This window comes from Streptomyces sp. NPDC052023 (assembly GCF_044548465.1).
GTDB lineage: Bacteria > Actinomycetota > Actinomycetes > Streptomycetales > Streptomycetaceae > Streptomyces.
The window spans coordinates 271,827-290,860 of the sequence record NZ_JBIUBW010000001.1 but is presented as its reverse complement, the minus strand read 5'-3'; the positions used below and the strand labels follow the sequence as shown (position 1 = coordinate 290,860).

17 protein-coding genes are annotated in these 19,034 nt (G+C 72.9%); 4 read left to right on the top strand and 13 right to left on the bottom strand.

Going from position 1 to position 19,034, the window contains the following annotated elements; genetic code table 11:
- Positions 1–134: 134 nt before the first annotated feature.
- The 4 genes from ACIHCM_RS01300 to lipB all read right to left on the bottom strand — a co-directional run bounded on the left by ACIHCM_RS01300 (position 135) and on the right by lipB (position 3,274).
- The gene (locus ACIHCM_RS01300) at positions 135–836 is read right to left on the bottom strand and encodes a DUF4191 domain-containing protein (protein WP_399887530.1); all 702 of its coding nucleotides are present in this window, start codon (positions 834–836) and stop codon (positions 135–137) included.
- 49 nt (positions 837–885) lie between these two features.
- Positions 886–1,086, bottom strand: a complete 201-nt coding sequence (locus ACIHCM_RS01295; protein ID WP_393104495.1) for a hypothetical protein — start codon at positions 1,084–1,086, stop codon at positions 886–888.
- A 269-nt stretch (positions 1,087–1,355) separates the two neighbouring features.
- Positions 1,356–2,321, bottom strand: coding sequence for a lipoyl synthase (lipA, locus tag ACIHCM_RS01290; RefSeq protein WP_399887527.1), 966 nt, complete (start codon positions 2,319–2,321; stop codon positions 1,356–1,358).
- A gap of 155 nt (positions 2,322–2,476) precedes the next feature.
- Positions 2,477–3,274, bottom strand: coding sequence for a lipoyl(octanoyl) transferase LipB (lipB, locus tag ACIHCM_RS01285; RefSeq protein ID WP_399887526.1), 798 nt, complete (start codon positions 3,272–3,274; stop codon positions 2,477–2,479).
- A 249-nt stretch (positions 3,275–3,523) separates the two neighbouring features.
- Between lipB and ACIHCM_RS01280 the strand changes: the two genes are divergently transcribed.
- Entirely contained in the window at positions 3,524–4,960 is a 1,437-nt protein-coding gene (locus ACIHCM_RS01280) for a regulator (RefSeq protein WP_399887524.1), read from the top strand.
- A gap of 148 nt (positions 4,961–5,108) precedes the next feature.
- Here the strand turns inward: ACIHCM_RS01280 and ACIHCM_RS01275 are convergent, their stop codons facing one another.
- Both ACIHCM_RS01275 and ACIHCM_RS01270 read right to left on the bottom strand, forming a co-directional pair.
- A complete protein-coding gene (locus tag ACIHCM_RS01275) occupies positions 5,109–6,473 on the bottom strand; it encodes an NAD(P)/FAD-dependent oxidoreductase (RefSeq protein ID WP_399887522.1) in 1,365 nt (454 codons plus the stop codon).
- Between the two features lie 167 nt (positions 6,474–6,640).
- Positions 6,641–7,537, bottom strand: a complete 897-nt coding sequence (locus ACIHCM_RS01270; RefSeq protein WP_399887520.1) for a TIGR01777 family oxidoreductase — start codon at positions 7,535–7,537, stop codon at positions 6,641–6,643.
- A 71-nt stretch (positions 7,538–7,608) separates the two neighbouring features.
- On the opposite strand from ACIHCM_RS01270, the gene ACIHCM_RS01265 reads away from it, so the two are divergent.
- Positions 7,609–8,097: a GNAT family N-acetyltransferase gene (locus ACIHCM_RS01265; protein ID WP_399887518.1), complete on the top strand. Its 489-nt coding sequence runs from the start codon at positions 7,609–7,611 to the stop codon at positions 8,095–8,097.
- A gap of 22 nt (positions 8,098–8,119) precedes the next feature.
- On the opposite strand, the gene ACIHCM_RS01260 is transcribed toward ACIHCM_RS01265, so the two are convergent.
- Positions 8,120–9,301: a MarP family serine protease gene (locus tag ACIHCM_RS01260; protein WP_399888679.1), complete on the bottom strand. Its 1,182-nt coding sequence runs from the start codon at positions 9,299–9,301 to the stop codon at positions 8,120–8,122.
- A 222-nt stretch (positions 9,302–9,523) separates the two neighbouring features.
- Between ACIHCM_RS01260 and ACIHCM_RS01255 the strand changes: the two genes are divergently transcribed.
- Together ACIHCM_RS01255 and ACIHCM_RS01250 are read left to right on the top strand one after the other, a co-directional pair.
- A complete protein-coding gene (locus ACIHCM_RS01255; protein ID WP_399887516.1) occupies positions 9,524–10,348 on the top strand; it encodes a peptidoglycan recognition protein in 825 nt (274 codons plus the stop codon).
- Positions 10,349–10,437: 89 nt separating this feature from the next.
- A complete protein-coding gene (locus tag ACIHCM_RS01250; protein WP_399887514.1) occupies positions 10,438–10,623 on the top strand; it encodes a hypothetical protein in 186 nt (61 codons plus the stop codon).
- Between the two features lie 6 nt (positions 10,624–10,629).
- On the opposite strand, the gene ACIHCM_RS01245 is transcribed toward ACIHCM_RS01250, so the two are convergent.
- From ACIHCM_RS01245 to sucB, 6 genes are all read right to left on the bottom strand, one after another.
- Complete coding sequence (locus ACIHCM_RS01245; RefSeq protein ID WP_393108072.1) at positions 10,630–11,148, bottom strand: DUF4240 domain-containing protein; 519 nt, start codon at positions 11,146–11,148, stop codon at positions 10,630–10,632.
- A 76-nt stretch (positions 11,149–11,224) separates the two neighbouring features.
- Positions 11,225–12,199 (bottom strand): helix-turn-helix transcriptional regulator, encoded by a 975-nt coding sequence (locus ACIHCM_RS01240; protein ID WP_399887512.1) that lies wholly within the window; start codon positions 12,197–12,199, stop codon positions 11,225–11,227.
- A 58-nt stretch (positions 12,200–12,257) separates the two neighbouring features.
- Positions 12,258–14,960: a pyruvate dehydrogenase (acetyl-transferring), homodimeric type gene (aceE, locus tag ACIHCM_RS01235; protein WP_399887510.1), complete on the bottom strand. Its 2,703-nt coding sequence runs from the start codon at positions 14,958–14,960 to the stop codon at positions 12,258–12,260.
- Positions 14,961–15,239: 279 nt separating this feature from the next.
- Positions 15,240–16,301, bottom strand: a complete 1,062-nt coding sequence (locus ACIHCM_RS01230; protein ID WP_399887508.1) for an ABC transporter permease — start codon at positions 16,299–16,301, stop codon at positions 15,240–15,242.
- 30 nt (positions 16,302–16,331) lie between these two features.
- Positions 16,332–16,955: a GntR family transcriptional regulator gene (locus ACIHCM_RS01225; protein WP_393107704.1), complete on the bottom strand. Its 624-nt coding sequence runs from the start codon at positions 16,953–16,955 to the stop codon at positions 16,332–16,334.
- A gap of 243 nt (positions 16,956–17,198) precedes the next feature.
- Positions 17,199–19,001: a 2-oxoglutarate dehydrogenase, E2 component, dihydrolipoamide succinyltransferase gene (sucB, locus tag ACIHCM_RS01220; RefSeq protein WP_399887506.1), complete on the bottom strand. Its 1,803-nt coding sequence runs from the start codon at positions 18,999–19,001 to the stop codon at positions 17,199–17,201.
- Positions 19,002–19,034 lie beyond the last annotated feature (33 nt).

Here is a 19,034-nt window from a genome sequence, read left to right as displayed (position 1 = left end):
AGGCTAAGAGTGCATCAGTCCGTTACCGGCCGGATGCTCCGTTCGGTGGCGTGTCAAACGGACCGGGCAAACGGCTGAGCCGGCGGCACCCCAGGTGCCGCCGGCTCAGTGATCGCGTGTCGCCCCGCCGCGTCTCAGCGAGTCCTCGGCCCGCCCTTCGGCATCCGCATGCCCTTGGGCATCGGCCCCTTCGGCAGCGGCATGTTGCTCATCAGGTCGCCCATCGCCCGCAGGCGGTCGGTGGTGGCGGTCACCTGCGGCCCGGTCAGCACGCGCGGCAGCTTCAGCATGGTCGTGCGCAGCTTCTTCAGCTCGACCGTGCCCTCGCCGGTGCCGACGATCAGGTCGTGCACCGGCACGTCCGCGACCACCCGGTTCATCTTCTTCTTCTCGGCGGCCAGCAGGGACTTCACCCGGTTGGGGTTGCCCTCGGCGACCAGCACGATGCCGGCCTTGCCGACCGCCCGGTGCACCACGTCCTGGCTGCGGTTCATCGCCACCGCCGGCGTCGTCGACCAGCCGCGGCCGATGTTGTCCAGCACGGCCGCGGCGGCGCCCGGCTGACCCTCCATCTGCCCGAAGGCGGCCCGCTCGGCGCGGCGCCCGAAGACGATCGCCGTCGCGAGGAAGGCGAGCAGCAGGCCCAGGATGCCGAGATAGATGGGGTGACCGATCAAGAAACCGATCGCGAGGAAGACACCGAAGGTGACGATTCCAACTGCCGCGAGCACAAGACCGATCTTCTTGTCGGCCTTGCGGGTCATCTTGTAGGTCAGAGCGATCTGCTTCAGTCGCCCGGGGTTCGCAGCGTCCGCTGCGGTTTCCTTCCTCGCCATGCCACGAGTCTACGTGGCCCGCGAAGCGCCTTCGACGGCAGTGCGCAACTCAGGAGCGACGGGCGAAGGCCTGCTCCACGATCTGCTGCGCCTCGATCCTGTCCTTGGCCCGGCGGCGGTCCTCCAGCACGGAGGTCCAGGCGTTGCGGCGGGCCGTGCGCTGACCGCTGCTCATCAGCAGCGATTCCACGGCGCGCAGGGCGGTGGCGAAGGACGGAATGGCGGTGGCGCGAACGGGCGCGGCCTGCATGGCGGAGGTCCCCCCTCGAAAGGGTTGCGGTGGGTGTACGTGGTGTGAGTCCAGCGTCACTGATTGGTGTTACCAGGGCGTGACCGACCGGTCAAACACCAATGAAACCTTGATGCGCAGCCCCCGAACGCCGACGCGGCCCTGACGCACGTCCTCATCTGCGAGGACGGTCAGGACCGCGCCGTATCGGTCACTACTGGCGGGTAGTCGCTTGTGCGGGAATTCACACGCTTGCCGCGCGCCATGTGGGGCAGGCAGGTGACGCCGTGTCAGACGGCCTGCGCCGCGATGTACGTACCCCGCTTCTCGACAGCCATCTGGTACAGCCGCCCGGCGCGGTACGACGAGCGCACCAGCGGGCCGGACATCACACCGGAGAAGCCGATCTGCTCGGCCTCCTCCTTCAGCTCCACGAACTCCTGCGGCTTCACCCAGCGCTCCACGGGGTGGTGCCGGACGCTCGGGCGCAGGTACTGCGTGATGGTGACCAGCTCGCAACCCGCGGCGTGCAGCTGCTTCAGCGCGTCGCTGATCTCCTCGCGGGTCTCGCCCATGCCGAGGATCAGGTTGGACTTGGTGACCAGGCCGTAGTCGCGGGCCTCGGTGATGACCTTCAGGGAGCGCTCGTAGCGGAAGCCGGGGCGGATCCGCTTGAAGATCCGGGGGACCGTCTCGACGTTGTGCGCGAAGACCTCGGGGCGGGACGAGAAGACCTCGGCCAGCTGCTCGGGTACCGCGTTGAAGTCGGGGGCGAGCAGTTCGACCTTGGTCCGGCCGGCCTCGCGGTCCGCGGTCTGCGCGTGGATCTGGCGCACGGTCTCCGCGTAGAGCCAGGCGCCGCCGTCCTCCAGGTCGTCGCGGGCGACGCCGGTGATGGTGGCGTAGTTCAGGTCCATGGTGACCACGGACTCGCCGACGCGGCGGGGCTCGTCGCGGTCCAGCGCCTCGGGCTTGCCGGTGTCGATCTGGCAGAAGTCGCAGCGCCGGGTGCACTGGTCGCCACCGATGAGGAAGGTCGCCTCGCGGTCCTCCCAGCACTCGTAGATGTTGGGGCAGCCGGCTTCCTGGCAGACCGTGTGCAGGCCCTCGCTCTTCACGAGGTTCTGCATCTTCGTGTACTCGGGGCCCATTTTCGCCCGGGTCTTGATCCACTCGGGCTTGCGCTCGATGGGGGTCTGGCTGTTGCGGACCTCCAGGCGCAGCATCTTGCGTCCGTCGGGTGCGACTGCGGACACGACCGGCTCCCTAGCGATTGATTCTTCGGCGTTCCCCAGGGTACGCCCGTTGATTTGGTGGCCGACGACGATGCCGGCCTTGCCGGGTGCTGCCGCCCCCGGACCCCGCTCAGGCCCTGAAGGGGCCCTGTCCTCGAACGCCGGACCGGCCGGATCTATGCCGGCGTCCTCTCGATCGCCCGCGGTCGCAGGTCCGCGTGCCCCAGTACGTCCCGCAGATGGCGCTCGACGACCGGGAGCACCTCCTCGATGGTCACGTCGCGGCCCAGCTCGGCCGCCAGGGAGGCGACGCCCGCGTCGCGGATGCCGCAGGGGATGATCTTGTCGAACCACTTGTTGTCCGGGTTCACGTTGAGCGCGAAACCGTGCATGGTGACGCCCTTGGCGACCCGGATGCCGATAGCGGCGATCTTGCGGTCCTCGCGGCGCTGGCCGGCGTTGGAGGGGGCGTACTCGGGGCCGTTGAGGCGCGGGTCGAACTCCTCGTCCTGCAGACGGGGGTCGAAGTCGAGGGAGAGGCCGCCGAAGGAGGGGCGCTGCTCGACCGGGTCGCCCAGGACCCAGACGCCGCTGCGGCCCTCGACCCGGGTGGTCTCCAGGCCGAACTCCGCGCAGGTGCGGATCAGCGCCTCTTCCAGCCGCCGCACGTGCGCCACCACGTCCACCGGACGCGGGAGCTTCTGGATCGGGTAGCCCACCAGCTGGCCCGGTCCGTGCCAGGTGATCTTGCCGCCGCGGTCCACGTCGATGACGGGGGTGCCGTCGAGGGGGCGCTCGCTGTCGGCCGTGCGCCGGCCCGCGGTGTACACCGGCGGGTGCTCCAGCAGCAGCACGGTGTCGGGGATCTCGTCGGCGAACCGCGCCGCGTGCACCCGGCGCTGCTCGTCCCACGCCTCCTGGTACTCGACGGCGTCCGCACCGAATCCCATACGGACGAACCGCAACTCACTCACGGCAAGCGCCTCCCTAGAAGGTCGTAAGGCACGAAAAGCGCCTACGCCACTGTACGACTGCCGGGGGTGCGTCAGCGCTGGTGGCAATCCTCACACGATCGGATGAATGAACGTCGAAGTGTGCGATCAGCTGCTCACTCTCCGCTACATTCGCGCCGTTCACGAGGCCATAAGGGCTGCTCACAGGCAATCCGGGCAGCGCGGCGGCAACGGCCGCCGAAAGCCCGAAGGCAGGAGACCGCACCGCAGATGACGGAACGACCCGCGCAGCGCACTCCCAACCGCCAGCTCGCCGCGCTCATCGCAGAAGCGGGGTTCTCCAACGCAGGTCTCGCCCGTCGCGTGGACCAGCTCGGCCTCGAACACGGACTCGATCTGAGATACGACAAGACGTCCGTCACCCGCTGGCTGCGGGGACAGCAGCCCCGAGGAACGACCCCGGCGCTCATCGCCGAGGTCTTCACCCGCCGGCTCGGCCGCCGGCTCACCGCCCAGGACCTGGGCCTGGACGCCTGCGCCCCGGTCTACGCGGGTCTCGAGTTCGCGGCCGGTCCGGAGGAGGCCGTCGACATCGTCAGCGGCCTGTGGCGCAAGGACTCCGGAAGCCATGCCGAGCTGCGCAAGATCGCGTTCACCCCGGCCGGGCTGGTCGTCCCCAGCCGGGACTGGCTGATCGGCCGGGCCGACGAGCGGGTGGCCCGGGGCGAGTCCCCGGCCCGGGTGCCCGTCCAGGGCCGCCCTGGGGTGCCCCAGCAGCGCGGCCGGGCCGAGCGCGGACCCGGCCACCGGGTCACCGGCGGCGACATCGCCGCGCTCCGCTCGGTCGCCGAGCTGTTCCGCACCCTCGACAACGCCTACGGCGGCGGCCACGCCCGGCAGGCCCTGGTGCGTTACCTGGAACACGAACTCGAACCGATGCTGCGCGGCAGCTACGGCGAGCAGACCGGCCGGCGGTTGTTCGCCGCCGCGGCCGACCTCACCCGGCTCGCCGGCTGGACGTCGTACGACATCGCCGCGCACGGCCTCGCGCAGCGGTACTTCGTGCAGGCGCTGCGGCTGTCGCAGGCCGCCGGGGACCGGGCCTACGGGGCGTATGTGCTGGTCACCATGAGCCGCCAGGCCGTCTACCTCAGCCACGGGCGGGAGGCCGTGCAGCTGGCGCGGGTGGCCCAGCAGGGGGTGGGCGGTTCCGCGCCGCCCGTCGTGCAGGCGCTGCTGCACTCCGCCGAGGCACGGGGGCACGGGGTCCTGGGCGAGGTGCGGGCGTGCACCGCGTCCCTGGTGCGCGCCGAGCGCGCGCTGGAGGCGGCCCGGGCGGGGGACGACGTGCCGTCCTGGGCGCGCTTCTTCGACGAGGGGCAGCTCGCCGACGAGTTCGGGCACTGCCACCGGGACCTTCAGCAGTTCCGGGCCGCGGCGCAGCACGCGGAGCGCTCCCTGCAACTGCGGCCCGCCGGGCTCGCCCGCAGCCGGCTGTTCTGCCGTGTCGTCCTCGCCACCGCCCGGCTCGGGCTGGGCGAACTCGACCAGGCCTGTCAGCTGGCCGCCGAAGCGGCCGGCCAGGCGGCGGAGATGCGCTCGGTACGGGCGGTGGAGTACGTCAGGGACTTCGAACGCCGCCTGGAGCCGTACCGGGACGCGGCCCCGGCCCGGACCTACCGGGACAAGGTGGCGGCGCTGAACTGACCGACGGGAGCGCGGCGCAGGGGGACCGCCGTCGTCGTGGGCGGCGCTCGCGCCGCGGGCGGTTTCCCGGGCCGCCGCGACGGCACGGCAGGCCCTGCTCCTTCCGGCGCCGGTGCCTGTGGCCGTCGCGGGTGGGCCGGGCCGCTGCTCAGGCCGCGCGGGCCGTGGGCGTCGGGTCCGCGGTGTGCAGGGAGTCCGACGCCCCCAGGTCCGCCAGGATCGCCGCGGACGCGCGGCGGCCCGAGTGCAGGGCGCCCTGGACCGTGCTGGTGTCCCGGTGGTCGCCGCACACGTACAGCCCCGCCAGCAGCCGCACCGGCCGTCGCAGATCGTGCGGCGGGCGCATCGCCGGCACGGCATCGGCGGTGTGCTGCACGGCGAGCGTCTCCCAGCGCGCCGTCGGCGTGCCGTACAGCCGCGCCAGATGCATGCGCACCGCCGTGTCGACGTCGTCCGGCGCCGTCCCCAGCACCGTCGACGACACCAGCGCACGCCCGGCCGGCGCCCGCGCCGGGTCCACCGCGCTGACCACCGCCGTGTGCGCCACCGGCCCGCCCCGGTCGGCGTCCAGCAGCAGCGACGCCCCGGTCTGCGGCGGCTCGTCGGTCGTGTGGTGCACCACCGTCACCGGGTGGAAGTCGGGCACCCGCAGCCCCGGGAGCAACTCGGCCGCCGTCCGGGCGTCCGTCGCCACCAGCACCGCACGGCACCGGAACTCCCCGTGCTCGGCGGTGCTCACGGACGTCGTGGACACGCCGGTGACCCGCACCCCGGTGCGCACCGAACCCGGCGGCAGCCCGTGCGCGAGCAGCTCCGGCAGCACCTCGGCGCCGCCCTCAGGCAGACACATCCGCCCCGCCGCGAACGCCCGCAGCGCGAGGTCGGCGCACCGGCTGGAGGTGGTCAGCTCCGGGTCGCACAGCAGCGCGGCGAGCAGCGGGCGCAGGAAGCCGTCGATGGTCCGGGAGGGCAGCCCGCGCGCCGCGAGGGCCTGTCCGGCGGGCAACTCCGGTCGCGACAGGAGCCGTTCGACCGGCGTCGCGCCGATCCGGGCCAGCGCGGCCCCGAGCCGCGCCTGGTCCATGGCTCCGCCCAGCGGCGCACCGGCCGGTCCTCGGGACCCGGCGGCGGGCCGCGGCGTCACCCGGGGGGCGCTCGCAAGGGCGCGCACTGCATGGAGTGCGCCCCTTGCGCTCCCGCCGCCCGCCGGGGCGCCCGCACGCTGCCGGCGCCCGTCGCTGTGCAGCAGGACACCGGGGGCGAACGCGCGCAACGCGAGCGCGCCGAGCCCCGGTGTCAGGCGCAGTTCGGGATACGACGTGAACAGGAGCTGCCCGATGCGGTCGAGCCGGAAGCCGTCCACCTTCTCCGTCGCCATCCGGCCGCCCACACAAGGGGCGGCCTCCAGCACGGTGGTGGCGATTCCTGCACCGGTCAGCCGATGCGCCGCGGCGAGGCCGGCGACCCCGGCTCCCACGACGACGACGTCCGCCTGATACGCGGGCTCAAGCACGTGCCCCTCCTCGACGTTGCACGGCCGGTGGAGAGCTCATGCCCTCAACCGGCTCTGGAGATACCCGAGTTGGGTCGAGGTTAGGCTCGCGTTCGGTCAAGGGCAGTCGCGCATGAGCAGGGCACGGTCGCACGCCGGTCGCATACGGTCAGACGCGTCGGCACACCTCACCCCGCCGCCCGAATCGCCCCCTCGATCCCCGGGAACGCGAAGCTGAACCCCGACTCCAGCAGCCGCTTCGGCACCACCCGCTGACTGCCCAGCACGTCCCCGGCCATCTCGCCCAGCGCGGCCCGCAGCACCGGCGACGGCACCGCGAACAGCGTGGGCCGGCGCAGCACCCTCCCCATCGCCTCGGTGATCTCACGGTTCGTCAGCGGCTCCGGGGCGGTCAGGTTGAACGGCCCGGACAGGTCCTCCCGGTCCAGCAGGTGCCGGATCGCGGCCACCTCGTCGTGCAGCGACACGAACGACCAGTACTGCCGCCCGTCCCCGAGCCGCCCGCCGAGTCCCGCCGAGAACAGCGGGAACAGCCGCCCACAGGCGCCGCCGTCGCGGGACACCACCAGCCCGGTCCGCGTGTACACCGTGCGCACCCCGGCGTCCCGGGCGGGCGCCGCGGCCGACTCCCACTCCACGCACAGCTCCGGCAGGAAGCCCCGCCCCGGGGGCGCCTGTTCGTCGACGGCCCGCTCCCCGGTGTCCCCGTAGTAGCCGATCGCGCTGCCGCCGACGAAGACGCGCGGCCGCCGCCGCGCCGGCAGCCCGGCGACGGCCCTGGCCAGCGTCGCCGTACCGAGCACCCGGCTGTCACGGATCTTCGCCTTGTACGCCTCGGTCCAGCGGCGGTCGCCCACTCCGGCACCCGCCAGGTTGACCACCGCGTCGCACCCGGCGAGCCCGTCCGCGTCGACGTACTCGCCCTCGGGGTCCCAGCGGATCTCGTCCGCCGCCCGGGGCTCCCGCCGCACCAGACGCACCACTTCGTTCCCGTCGGCGGTCAGGGACCGCACGAGGGCGCTGCCGATGAGGCCGGACGCGCCGGCCACCGCGATTCGCTCCATGCGTCCATCCTGCCGGTCGAGGGGGCACAAGGGCCGGACTGGCGCTCGTACGGCCGCCGTACAGTGACCTCATGCCGGTTCCGTACATACGTCACGCCAGGTACGCCGACGAGGAGACGCTGGGACGGCTGGACCGAACCTGCTGGTCCGTGCTGCACTCCGTCCAGCCGCGCCCCAGGCCGCCGTACGAGCCCTTCTTCGGCGAACGGTTCGGGCCACGTGACCACCTCGTCGCCGAAGTCGCGGGAACGGTCGCCGGCTACATCCGGCTGGGACTGCCCACGCCGCTGGAGAGCAACGCGCACGTCCGCCAGATACAAGGCCTGGTGGTCGCCGAGGAGGCGCGTGGCGGCGGGGTCGGCCGGGCGCTGCTGCGGGCCGTGCAGGACGAGGCACGGCGCCAGGGCGCCCGCCGGATCACCCTGCGGGTGCTCGGGCACAACACGCCGGCCCGGGGGCTCTACGAGGCGGAGGGCTTCGTGGTGGAGGGGGTGCTGCCGCAGGAGTTCTTCCTCGACGGGCAGTACGTCGACGACGTGCTGATGGGCCGGTTCCTCTGAGCCATCGTGCCGTGCCGGGGCGTCACGAGCTCACCAGCTCGCCCGTCTCCACCGGCACCGTCGCCTCCGCCGCCCGCGCCGCGTCACCGGCGACCTCGGCGGCCGTCAGGACGTACCCCGTCTCCGCGTCGGAGGTGGAGCGGGCGAAGACCATGCCGAACACCTTGCCCTCGGTGGTGAGCAGCGGGCCGCCGGAGTTGCCGGGGCGGACGGTGGAGCGGATCGAGTAGATCTCCCGCGTGACGTTCTCGTTGTTGTAGATGTTCTGTCCGGTGGCCCGCACCCGGTTGGCGACCGTCGCGGCCTGCAGGTCCAGCCCGCCGTCCTGCGGGTAGCCGGCGACCACGGCCGCGTCGCCCCGCTCGGCGTCGTCGAACTCCAGGGCGGGGGCGGGCAGATCGGGGACGTGGAGCACCGCCACGTCCTTGTCCGGGTCGAACAGCACCACCCGGGCCTGGTACGACGGCCCGACCCCGCCGATCCGGACGGTCGGCTCGTCGATGCCCGCCACCACGTGCGCGTTGGTCATCACACGCTCGGACGCGTACACGAACCCGCTGCCCTCACGCCCCTGGCCGTCCGCCACGCCCTCGACCTTCACCGTGCTCCGCCGGGCGGCGTCGGTGGCGCTCGCCGTGACGTTGTCCCCGGAGGGCCTGGCCACCTCGGCCGTCGACTCGTTCTCGAACGGGTTGAACACCTGCGGGAAGCCCGCCTCGGTCAGCGCGGACGTGGCCCGCGAGAACCAGCCCGGTGTGGCGTCCGGCATCGCGGTCTGCACCGCGCCGAGCAGCCGCGAGTCCCGGATCGCGCCCGTCAGCAGCGGAGACGAGGACGCGGCCAGCACGCTCGCCGCCACCCACGCCACGATCAGCACGGCCACCGAGTTCGCCGCCGCCCCGCCGACCCCGTCGGCCACCCTGAGCGGCCCTCGCTCCAGTTCCCGCCGTAGCCGCAGCGCCGGCCGCCCCGCCAGCTCGTGCCCCACCACCGCCGGCACCAGCACCGTGAGGACCGCCGTCACCGTCGCCGCCGTGGTCCCCGGCGACACCAGGTCCATCACCCACGGCAGGATCCAGACGCCGATCACCGCGCCGCCCACGAACCCGGCGAGCGAGACACAGCCGGCCACCAGCCCGCGCCGGTAGCCGGAGCCGGCGTAGATCAGGATCACCAGCGCCAGCAGGATGTCCAGCAGGTCCACGGAGCCGCCTTTCTCCAGTCCCGGTCGGTGCGCGCGGGTCACGCGCCCCAGCACGCTTTGGTACGCGCCGGAGGGACCCAGTGATCAGCCACGCCCGCGGTGCCGGACCGGAAACCGGCCACGTGTGCGTGTACCCGAAAAACGTCACTGACCCGGACGATGGTTCCACCAGGTGGCACAGCACACATCGCGGGCGGACCGGACCGGCCCGACAGTGGGTCCATGCGTGTCCTGAAACGTGGCATGAGAAGAAGACGGGGAGCGCGGCCCCGCGCCGTGCACATACCCGGCGCCGCCGTGACGCTCGCGGGCTGTCTGCCCGGCCTCGCGGCGGTCATGGCCCTGGCGCTCTGCGCGAACGCCGTGGACCGGTCGGCGACGGCCGCCCGCGAGGCCCGGACGCTCGCCGCCCGCGTGCCCGCCCCGCACTCCGCCCCCCGGCCGCCCGTCGTCCCCCGCTCGTTCTGGGCCGAGGGGAGCGCGACCGGCGGCAAGCAGCCGCCGCCGCGCTACGACGACTCGGTCGTCGCCGTGTTCGTGCACCACACGGACACGCCCAACGGCTACCGCTGCGCCGACGTCCCACAGATCATCCGCGACCTCTACGCCGGGCAGACCGGCGCCCGCGACTTCGACGACATCGGCTACAACTTCCTCGTCGACCGCTGCGGGACCATCTACGAGGGCCGCGCGGGCGGCGTCGACCGCCCCGTGACCGGCGCCCACACCGTCGGCTTCAACCACCGCACCGCCGGCATCGCCGCCATCGGCACGTTCACCGAGGGCGCCGAGGTGCCGCGCGTGATGACCGACGCGATCGCCGCACTGGCCGCCTGGAAGCTCGGTATGTCGGGCACCGACCCGCACACCCAGGTGCGCCTGGTCTCCAGCAGCAGCCTCAGCCGCTTCGCCGCCGGCACCCCCGCCACGCTGCCGGCCCTGGCCGGCCACGGCGACGGCTACATGACCAGCTGCCCCGGCGCCGCCCTGACGGCGCGGCTGCCGGAGATCAGGGACCTGGCGGCCCGGTTGCAGGGGCGCCCGTGAACCCCCCGGGAAGGCCCCAGCCGCCCCGCGGGGGGCCGCACGGCCCGCGGCCTGCCGCGCCGGGCGGGGACCGGCCGGAGGCGGAGATCATGAGCGGCGGCACCGGCACCTGGAGCGAGGCCCTGCGCGGGCCGTGGCGCGTGCTCTGCGCGGTCGCGACGGTCGTCGTGGGCCCGGCCGCGGCCATAGCGTCCGCCCTCGACCAGGCCAACGCGGCACCGCTGCGCCACGCCGACCAGACGCAGGCGTACTTCCCCGCGGGGCTCGAAGGCTGACCGCTCTCACTCCTTGAAGCGGGCCCACAGCCGCGGATACCGCTCCGCGAGCGCCGCCTCGTTCTCGAAGTCCACCGGCGTGCCCTCCGGTTCCGCGGCGGCGGGCGCGATGCCGAGGTCGGGGGCGACGGTCCCGGTCAGCTGCTCGTAGGCCTCGTCGGCCGCGTAGCCCAGCTCCTCGCCGTCGCCGTCGATCTCCTCGTCGAACTCGTCCAGCAGGTCGGCGAGCGCGTCAGGGACGTGCACGGCACCCTCGTACACCTCGCGGCCCTGGCCGATCAGCCAGCACCGGAAGAAGTCGAAGGCGTCGTCGCTGGCCCCGTCGAGCAGCACCCACGCGGCGCCCCACAGGTCCCAGGTGTACGCGCGGTTGTAGCGGGCCTCGAAGTGACGGGCGAAGTCGAGGACCTCGTCGGGGTCCAGCTGGAGGAGCCTTTCCACCAGGAGGTCCGCCTGCTCCTCGGGGTCGCCCTCGGCGGCCTCGCGGGTGGCGTCGATCAGCTCCCAGAACTCCGTCTCGTCCATCACGGGTCAAGCATCGGGCCTTCCCGGGTGGGGCGCACGCGGAGTGCGGTGGATTGTTATCGGAGGTAGTGCCGCGTCAGCGGCCGTACAGCCGGGCGAGCCGGGCCGCGTCCCCGGCGAAGCGGGCCCGCAGGCTCGCCGGAGCCAGCACCTCGACCTCCGCGCCGAGCGCCGTGAGCTGGGTGTGGGCGACCTCCTCGGACTCCACCGGCAGCGTCAGCGTCACCCATCCGCCGGAATCCGGCGCCCCGGCGTCGTCCAGCGCCTCGCGGGCGGACAGCGGATCGACGGCGTGCGGCAGGGCACGCACCCCGGCGGGGGAGAGCCGGACCTGGACCTCGGCGCGCAGGATGGAGCGCGCGAACTGCTCGGCCCGCTCCTCCCAGAAGGCGGGCAGGTCGAAGTCCTCGTCCCGCGCGAACCGCTCGTCCCCGGTGGCGACGGCGGTGAACCGGTCGATCCGGTAGACCCGCCACGCCCCCTGCGGGGCCGCCCGTGCGCACAGGTACCAGACGCCCGCCTTGAGCACGAGCCCGTACGGCTCCAGCTCCCGCTCCACCTCGCCGTCGCCCCGGCGGTAGCGCGCGGTGAGAGGCCGGTCGTCCCAGACCGCGTCCGCGACGGCGGGCAGCAGCTCGGGCGTGCGGGGCTCCTTGAACCAGTTCGGCGCGTCCAGATGGAAGCGCTGCGCGGCCGTACGGGACGCGTCGCGCAGGGACGGCAGCAGGGCGGCCGACACCTTCAGCCGGGCCGCCGACGCGGCGTCCTCCAGACCCATCTCGCGCAGCGCCCCGGGCACTCCGGACAGGAACAGCGCCTCGGCCTCACCGCGGTGCAGGCCCGTCAGCCGCGTGCGGTACCCGCCGATCAGCCGGTACCCCCCGGCCCGTCCCCGGTCGGCGTACACCGGAACCCCGGCCTCGGACAGTGCCTGCGCGTCCCGGGTGACCGTCCGCTCGGAGACCTCCAGCTCGCGGGCGAGCTCGGCCGCGGTCATGGAGGGCCGGGACTGGAGCAGGAGCACCATCTTGATCAGGCGGGCAGCGCGCATGGCCCCATCATGCAAGAGGCCCCCGCCGCGGCGGGGGCCTCCGGAAACCGGCCGGTACCTACAGGCCGTACTTCTCGCGGGCCTCCTTCACGGCCGCCGCCTTGACCTCGCCGCGCCGGGCGAGCTGGGCCAGGGCCGCGACCACGATGGACTCCGCGTCGACGCCGAAGTGGCGGCGGGCGGCCTCCCGGGTGTCCGACAGGCCGAAGCCGTCGGCGCCCAGCGAGGACCAGTCCTGCTCGACCCACTGCGCGATCTGGTCGGGCAGCTGGCGCATGTAGTCGGAGACCGCGAGGACCGGGCCCTCGGCGCCCTGGAGCGCCTGCCGTACGTACGGCACCCGCTCCTCGCCGCGCAGCAGCGCCGCGTCGGCGTCCAGCGCGTCCCGGCGCAGCTCGCTCCAGGAGGTCGCGGACCACACGTCGGCGGCCACACCCCACTCCCCGGCGAGCAGCTGCTGCGCCTTCAGCGCCCAGTGGATCGCCGTGCCGGAGCCGAGCAGCTGGATGCGCGGGGCGTTCGCCGGCACGGACACGCCCGCCGACTCGGCCGTGTTGAAGCGGTACAGGCCCTTGACGATGCCCTCGTCGATGCCGAGGCCCTGCGGCTTCGCGGGCTGCGGCAGCGGCTCGTTGTAGACCGTCAGGTAGTAGAAGACGTCCTGGTCCTCGCCCGGCTTGGCCTCGCCGTACATCCGGCGCAGACCCTCACGGACGATGACCGCGATCTCGTACGCGAACGCCGGGTCGTAGCTGAGCGCGGCCGGGTTGGTGGCCGCGATCACCGGGGAGTGGCCGTCGGCGTGCTGCAGGCCCTCGCCCGTCAGCGTCGTACGGCCGGCCGTCGCGCCGACGAGGAAGCCGCGGCCGAGCTGGTCGCCGAGCTGCCACATCTGGTCGGCCGTGCGCTGCCAGCCGAACATCGAGTAGAAGATGTAGAACGGGATCATCGTCTCGCCGTGCGTCGCGTACGACGTCGAGGCGGCGATGAAGTCGGCCATCGAACCGGCCTCGGTGATCCCCTCGTTGAGGATCTGGCCGTTCTGGGCCTCCTTGTAGTACATCAGCTGGTCGCGGTCGACCGGCTCGTACGTCTGGCCCTTGGGCGAGTAGATGCCGAGCGAGGGGAACAGCGACTCCATGCCGAAGGTGCGCGCCTCGTCGGGGACGATCGGCACCCAGCGCCTGCCGGTCTCCTTGTCGCGGACCAGGTCCTTGACCAGGCGGACGAACGCCATGGTCGTCGCGATGTTCTGGGAGCCGGAGCCCTTGTCGAAGGAGGCGAAGGCCTTCTCGGCGGGCGCCGGCAGCGGGGCCACCGGGTGCACCCGGCGGGCCGGGGCCGGGCCACCGAGGGCGGCGCGGCGCTCCTGGAGGTAGCGGACCTCGGCAGAGCCGGCGCCCGGGTGGGCGTAGGGCACCACGCCGTCGGCGAACGCGCTGTCGGCGATCGGCAGGCCGAGGAGGTCGCGCATCGTCTTGAACTCGTCCACCGAGAGCTTCTTCATCTGGTGGTTGGCGTTCTTCGACGCGAAGCCGGTGCCGAGGGTGTGGCCCTTGACCGTCTGGGCCAGGATCACGGTCGGCGCGCCCTTGTGCTCGACGGCGGCCTTGTACGCGGCGTAGACCTTGCGCGGCTCGTGGCCACCGCGCGAGAAGTGGAAGCAGTCCAGGATCTTGTCGTCGCTGAGCAGCTTCGCCATCTCGGCGAGCGCCGGGTCGGCACCGAAGAAGTCCTGGCGGATGTAGGCGGCGTCACGGGTCTGGTACGTCTGGACCTGCGCGTCCGGTACCTGGCGCAGGCGGCGTACGAGGGCGCCCGTGGTGTCCAGCTGGAAGAGCTCGTCCCAGGCGGAGCCCCACAGCGACTTCACCACGTTCCAGCCGGCGCCGCGGAACTGGGCCTCGAGCTCCTGCACGATCTTGAAGTTGGCGCGGACCGGGCCGTCGAGGCGCTGCAGGTTGCAGTTGATGACGAAGGTGAGGTTGTCCAGCTCCTCACGCGCGGCCAGCGCGAGCGCCGCCGTCGACTCCGGCTCGTCCATCTCGCCGTCACCGAGGAAGGCCCAGACGTGGGAGGCGGAGACGTCCTTGATGCCGCGGTTGGTGAGGTAGCGGTTGAACCGCGCCTGGTAGATCGCGGAGAGCGGGCCGAGGCCCATCGACACCGTCGGGAACTCCCACAGCCAGGGCAGGCGGCGGGGGTGCGGGTAGGACGGCAGGCCGTTGCCGCCGGCCTCGCGACGGAAGTTGTCGAGGTGGTGCTCGCTCAGCCGGCCGTCGAGGAAGGCGCGGGCGTAGATGCCGGGGGAGGCGTGGCCCTGGATGTAGAGCTGGTCGCCCGACCCGTCGGCCTCCTTGCCCTTGAAGAAGTGGTTGAAGCCCGTCTCGTAGAGCCAGGCCGCGGAGGCGAAGGTGGCGATGTGGCCGCCGACGCCGTACTTCGAGCCGCGGGTCACCATGGCGGCCGCGTTCCAGCGGTTCCAGGCGGTGATCTTCCGTTCCATCTCCTCGTCACCGGGCACGGACGGCTCGGCGGCGGTGGGGATGGTGTTGACGTAGTCCGTCTCGAGGAGCTTGGGCAGCGCGATGCCGTTGCCCTCGGCGCGTTCCAGCGTGCGGCGCATCAGGTACGCGGCACGGTGCGGCCCGGCCGCCGTGGCGACGGCGTCCAGGGAGGCCTGCCATTCGGCGGTCTCCTCCGGGTCGCGGTCCGGGAGCTGGTCGAGCTCGCTCGGCTGGGTGGCGTGGGGGTCGGTCATGTCGCCGCCTTCCTCAGTCGAAGGGGGTTCCCTCATCGGTAAGGGTTCGGGGGTGCCCTTGGTCTTTGGCAGGACAGGGCGTGAGGCTTCGGTGGAAGCCCGTCGGGAACTGTAACTCCCTGATCGATGATCGATCAAAGGGTTGACCCGCAAAACCTCTTGATCACGAGAAAGTCGGCACGCGGTGCCTCCGACATGGGCACCCGGTGCCGGGTTTTCCCCATGGTTTACGCAGGTGGAGCGCGTCTGAGTGCTCCCGCGCCCGCTTGTCGCCCCGCCTCAAGGAGGCGCGTGCGCCGGATTGCGCACCCGGCCGCCCGGGTGCCGGTGCGACCAGTTGAGGAACACCCCGAGGGAGACCAGCAGCCAGCCCGTCAGCACCAGGAAGGGGAAGGCGTGCTGGTGGCCGGGGAAGTACACGGCCGTGTGCTGGGCGTTGACCGACGCGCCCGGCGGCAGCCAGCGGCCGATCTCCCCGAGCGGGGAGGGCAGCAGCGGCCAGGAGACCGCGCCGCCCGACGACGGGTTCCCCAGCAGCACCATCAGGCCCCAGGTCGGCAGCATCGCCCAGCGGCCCATGATCGTGTTGAACATGGTGAAGACCATGCCGCTCGTGACCATCGTCAGCGCCAGGATCATCCAGGACTCCGTGAAGGGCAGGTCCAGCGCCCCGAGCCCCCAGTCCACCACCGCCGCGATGCCGAAGCCGCCGAGCAGCGCGTACGTCACCGTGAAGGCGACGCGCTCCAGCGGATTCAGCGCCCGCGCGTGCACGCTCAGCTGGATCGAGCCGACGAACCCGATGATCACGGCCGCCAGCGAGATGTAGAAGATCGCGAGGCCGCGCGGGTCGCCCTTCTGCAAGGGGTTGATGTCCCTCAGCGTGACCGTGACCCCGGTCCTGCGGCCCGCCTCGACCGCCGCCTCGCCCAGCAGCTCGGCCACCGACGCCCCGGACGCCCCCGAGACGTCGAACCTGACGGCCCGTCCGTCCTCGCGTACCTCGAGGATCCCGAAGACCTCCTGCTCCTCCACCGCGGTACGGGCCTCGCCGGGAGTGCCGAAGACGCGCAGCCTCATGGACGCGTCCAGCATCCGCTCCATGGCCTCGATGAACGCCCGGCCGCGCTGCACGTCGTCCTGCCCGGCCACCGCCGTCGGGATCGAGCGCGGCGCCGGGTTCGCCATGGAGTAGGTGTACGAGCCGGCGAAGAGGCATGCCGCCCCGGCGATGATCAGCACCAGCACACCGGCGGGCAGGAAGGGCGACTCCTTGAACCGGTCCCACCGCTCCTCACGCGTGGGCGGCCTGCCGTGAACACCGTGCGCCGCATCGGACATACGGCAACATTACGGTGCGTATCCAGGGGCTCACGCCCGCGGCGCGCACCCCAGGACATGGGACTTCACGATCTCCGCGATCCGCGGATCCCGGCGCCGGAAGGCCGCGACCAGCTCCTCGTGCTCCTCGGCGTAGGACTGCTGCACCGTCCCCAGCCAGCGGATCGACAGCGCGGTGAAGACCTCGATGCCGAGCCCTTCCCAGGTGTGCAGCAGCACGGAGTTGCCGGCGGCGCGGACCAGTTCGCGGTGGAAGCCGACCGTGTGCCGCACCTGGGCCGTGCCGTCCGCGTTCCGGTCGGCCTCGTACAGGGCCGTGACATGCGGCTCCAGCGCGGAGCAGTCCTCGGCGAGCAGCTCCGCCGCCAGCTCGGCGGCGATGGCCTCCAGACCGGCCCGCACCGGGTAGCTCTCCTCCAGGTCGGCCGCCGTCAGGTTCCGCACCCGCACGCCCTTGTTGGGCGCGGACTCGATCAGGCGCAGCGACTCCAGCTCGCGCAGCGCCTCGCGGACCGGCGTCTGGCTGACCTCCAGCTCGGTGGCGATGCGGCGTTCCACGATCCGCTCGCCCGGCTTCCAGCGCCCGCTGATGATGCCCTCCAGGATGTGCTCGCGGATCTGTTCGCGCAGCGAGTGGACGACGGGGGCGGTCATGAGAGCTCCTTAGGGCGCGTTTGACGTTTAGACAATAAGGCCGTCCACGCGTCGGGGAGGGGCGCACGGGGGCGCTTTGATGCAGGTGAGACGAGGCGCACACGCCTGCTCGTGCGGGGTTTCCGCGGCCGGCGGCAACGGTCCTCTGCGGCGCTGCGCGCAGGTCCCCGCGCCCTCAAGGGCGATGCCCCCGCCCGGGGGTCCCGGGCGGGGGCATCGATGGTGTCCGGCTGAGCGGCGTGCCTACAGGCCGAGCTCGACCTCGAACTCGCCCGCCTCCAGGATCGCCTTGACCGCCGTCAGGTAACGGGCCGCGTCGGCGCCGTCGACCAGGCGGTGGTCGTAGGAGAGGGTCAGGTACGTCATGTCGCGGACGCCGATGACCGTGCCCTCCTCCGTCTCGATGACGGCCGGACGCTTGACCGTGGCACCGATACCGAGGATCGCCACCTGACCCGGCGGCACGATGATCGTGTCGAACAGCGCGCCACGCGAACCGGTGTTGGAGATGGTGAAGGTCGCGCCGGACAGCTCGTCCGGGGTGATCTTGCTGGCGCGGACCTTGCCGGCCAGCTCCGCCGTGGCCTTGGCGATGCCGGCGAGGTTGAGGTCACCGGCGTGCTTGATGACCGGGGTCATCAGGCCCTTCTCGGAGTCCACCGCGATACCGATGTTCTCGGTGTCGAAGTAGGTGATGGTCCCCTCGGCCTCGTTGATCCGGGCGTTGATCGGCGCGTGCGCCTTCAGCGCCTGGGCCGCGGCCTTGACGAAGAACGGCATCGGGGAGAGCTTGACGCCCTCGCGGGCCGCGAACGCGTCCTTGGCCCGGGCGCGCAGCTTCATCAGGCGGGTGACGTCGACCTCGACGACCGACGACAGCTGGGCCTGCTCGTGCAGCGCCTTGACCATGTTGTCGCCGATGACCTTGCGGATCCGCGGCATCTTCACGGTCTGGCCACGCAGCGGGGAGACCTCCAGGGCGGGGGCCTTCTTCGCGGCGGCCGGTGCAGCGGCCGGAGCCGGGGCGGCCGAGGCGGCCTTCGCGGCCTCGGCGGCGGCCAGGACGTCCTGCTTGCGGATCCGGCCGCCGACGCCGGTGCCCTTGACGGTGGCCAGGTCGACGCCGTTCTCGGCGGCGAGCTTGCGCACCAGCGGGGTGACGTAGGCACCCTCGTCGGTCGGCTGCGCCGCGGCGGGAGCCGGAGCCTGGGCGGCCGGCGCGGGAGCCGGGGCGGCGGGCTGGGCGGGAGTCGCGGGCTGGGCCGGGGCGGCGGGAGCCGCGGGGGCCGGAGCCGGGGCGGCGGGGGCCGGGGCGGCCGGAGCAGGGGCAGCGGCAGGGGCGGCCGGGGCCTCGGCGGCGGGCGCCGGGGCGGGGGCGGCCGGGGCCGGGGCAGCGGCCGGAGCCGCACCCGGGGCGCCGATGACGGCCAGCTTGGCGCCGACCTCGGCGGTCTCGTCCTCGCCGACCACGATCTCCAGCAGCGTGCCGGAGGCGGGCGCCGGGATCTCGGTGTCGACCTTGTCGGTGGACACCTCCAGCAGCGGCTCGTCGGCCTCGACGCTGTCGCCGACCGACTTCAGCCAGCGGGTGACGGTGCCCTCGGTGACGGACTCGCCGAGCGCGGGCAGGACCACGTCCGTGCCCTCGGCGCCGCCGCCGCCGGCGGCGGCCTCGGCGGTGGGCGCCGGGGCCGGGGCGGCCTGCTCGGTGGACGGCTGGGCCTGCGGGGCAGGCTCCTCGGCCGGCTCCTCGGCCGGCGCCGCGGCCTGCTCGGCGGCCGGGGCCTGCTCGGCGGCCGGCGCGCCGGTGCCGTCGTCGATCACGGCCAGCTCGGCGCCGACCTCGACGGTCTCGTCCTCGGCGACCTTGATGGAGGCCAGCACACCGGCGGCCGGGGCCGGGATCTCGGTGTCGACCTTGTCGGTGGAGACCTCGAGCAGCGGCTCGTCTGCCTCTACGCGCTCACCCTCGGCCTTCAGCCAGCGGGTGACGGTGCCCTCGGTGACGCTCTCGCCGAGCGCCGGAAGGGTTACGGAAACCGCCATGGTTTCGGTTGCTCCTTACGAAATTGCGGAAGT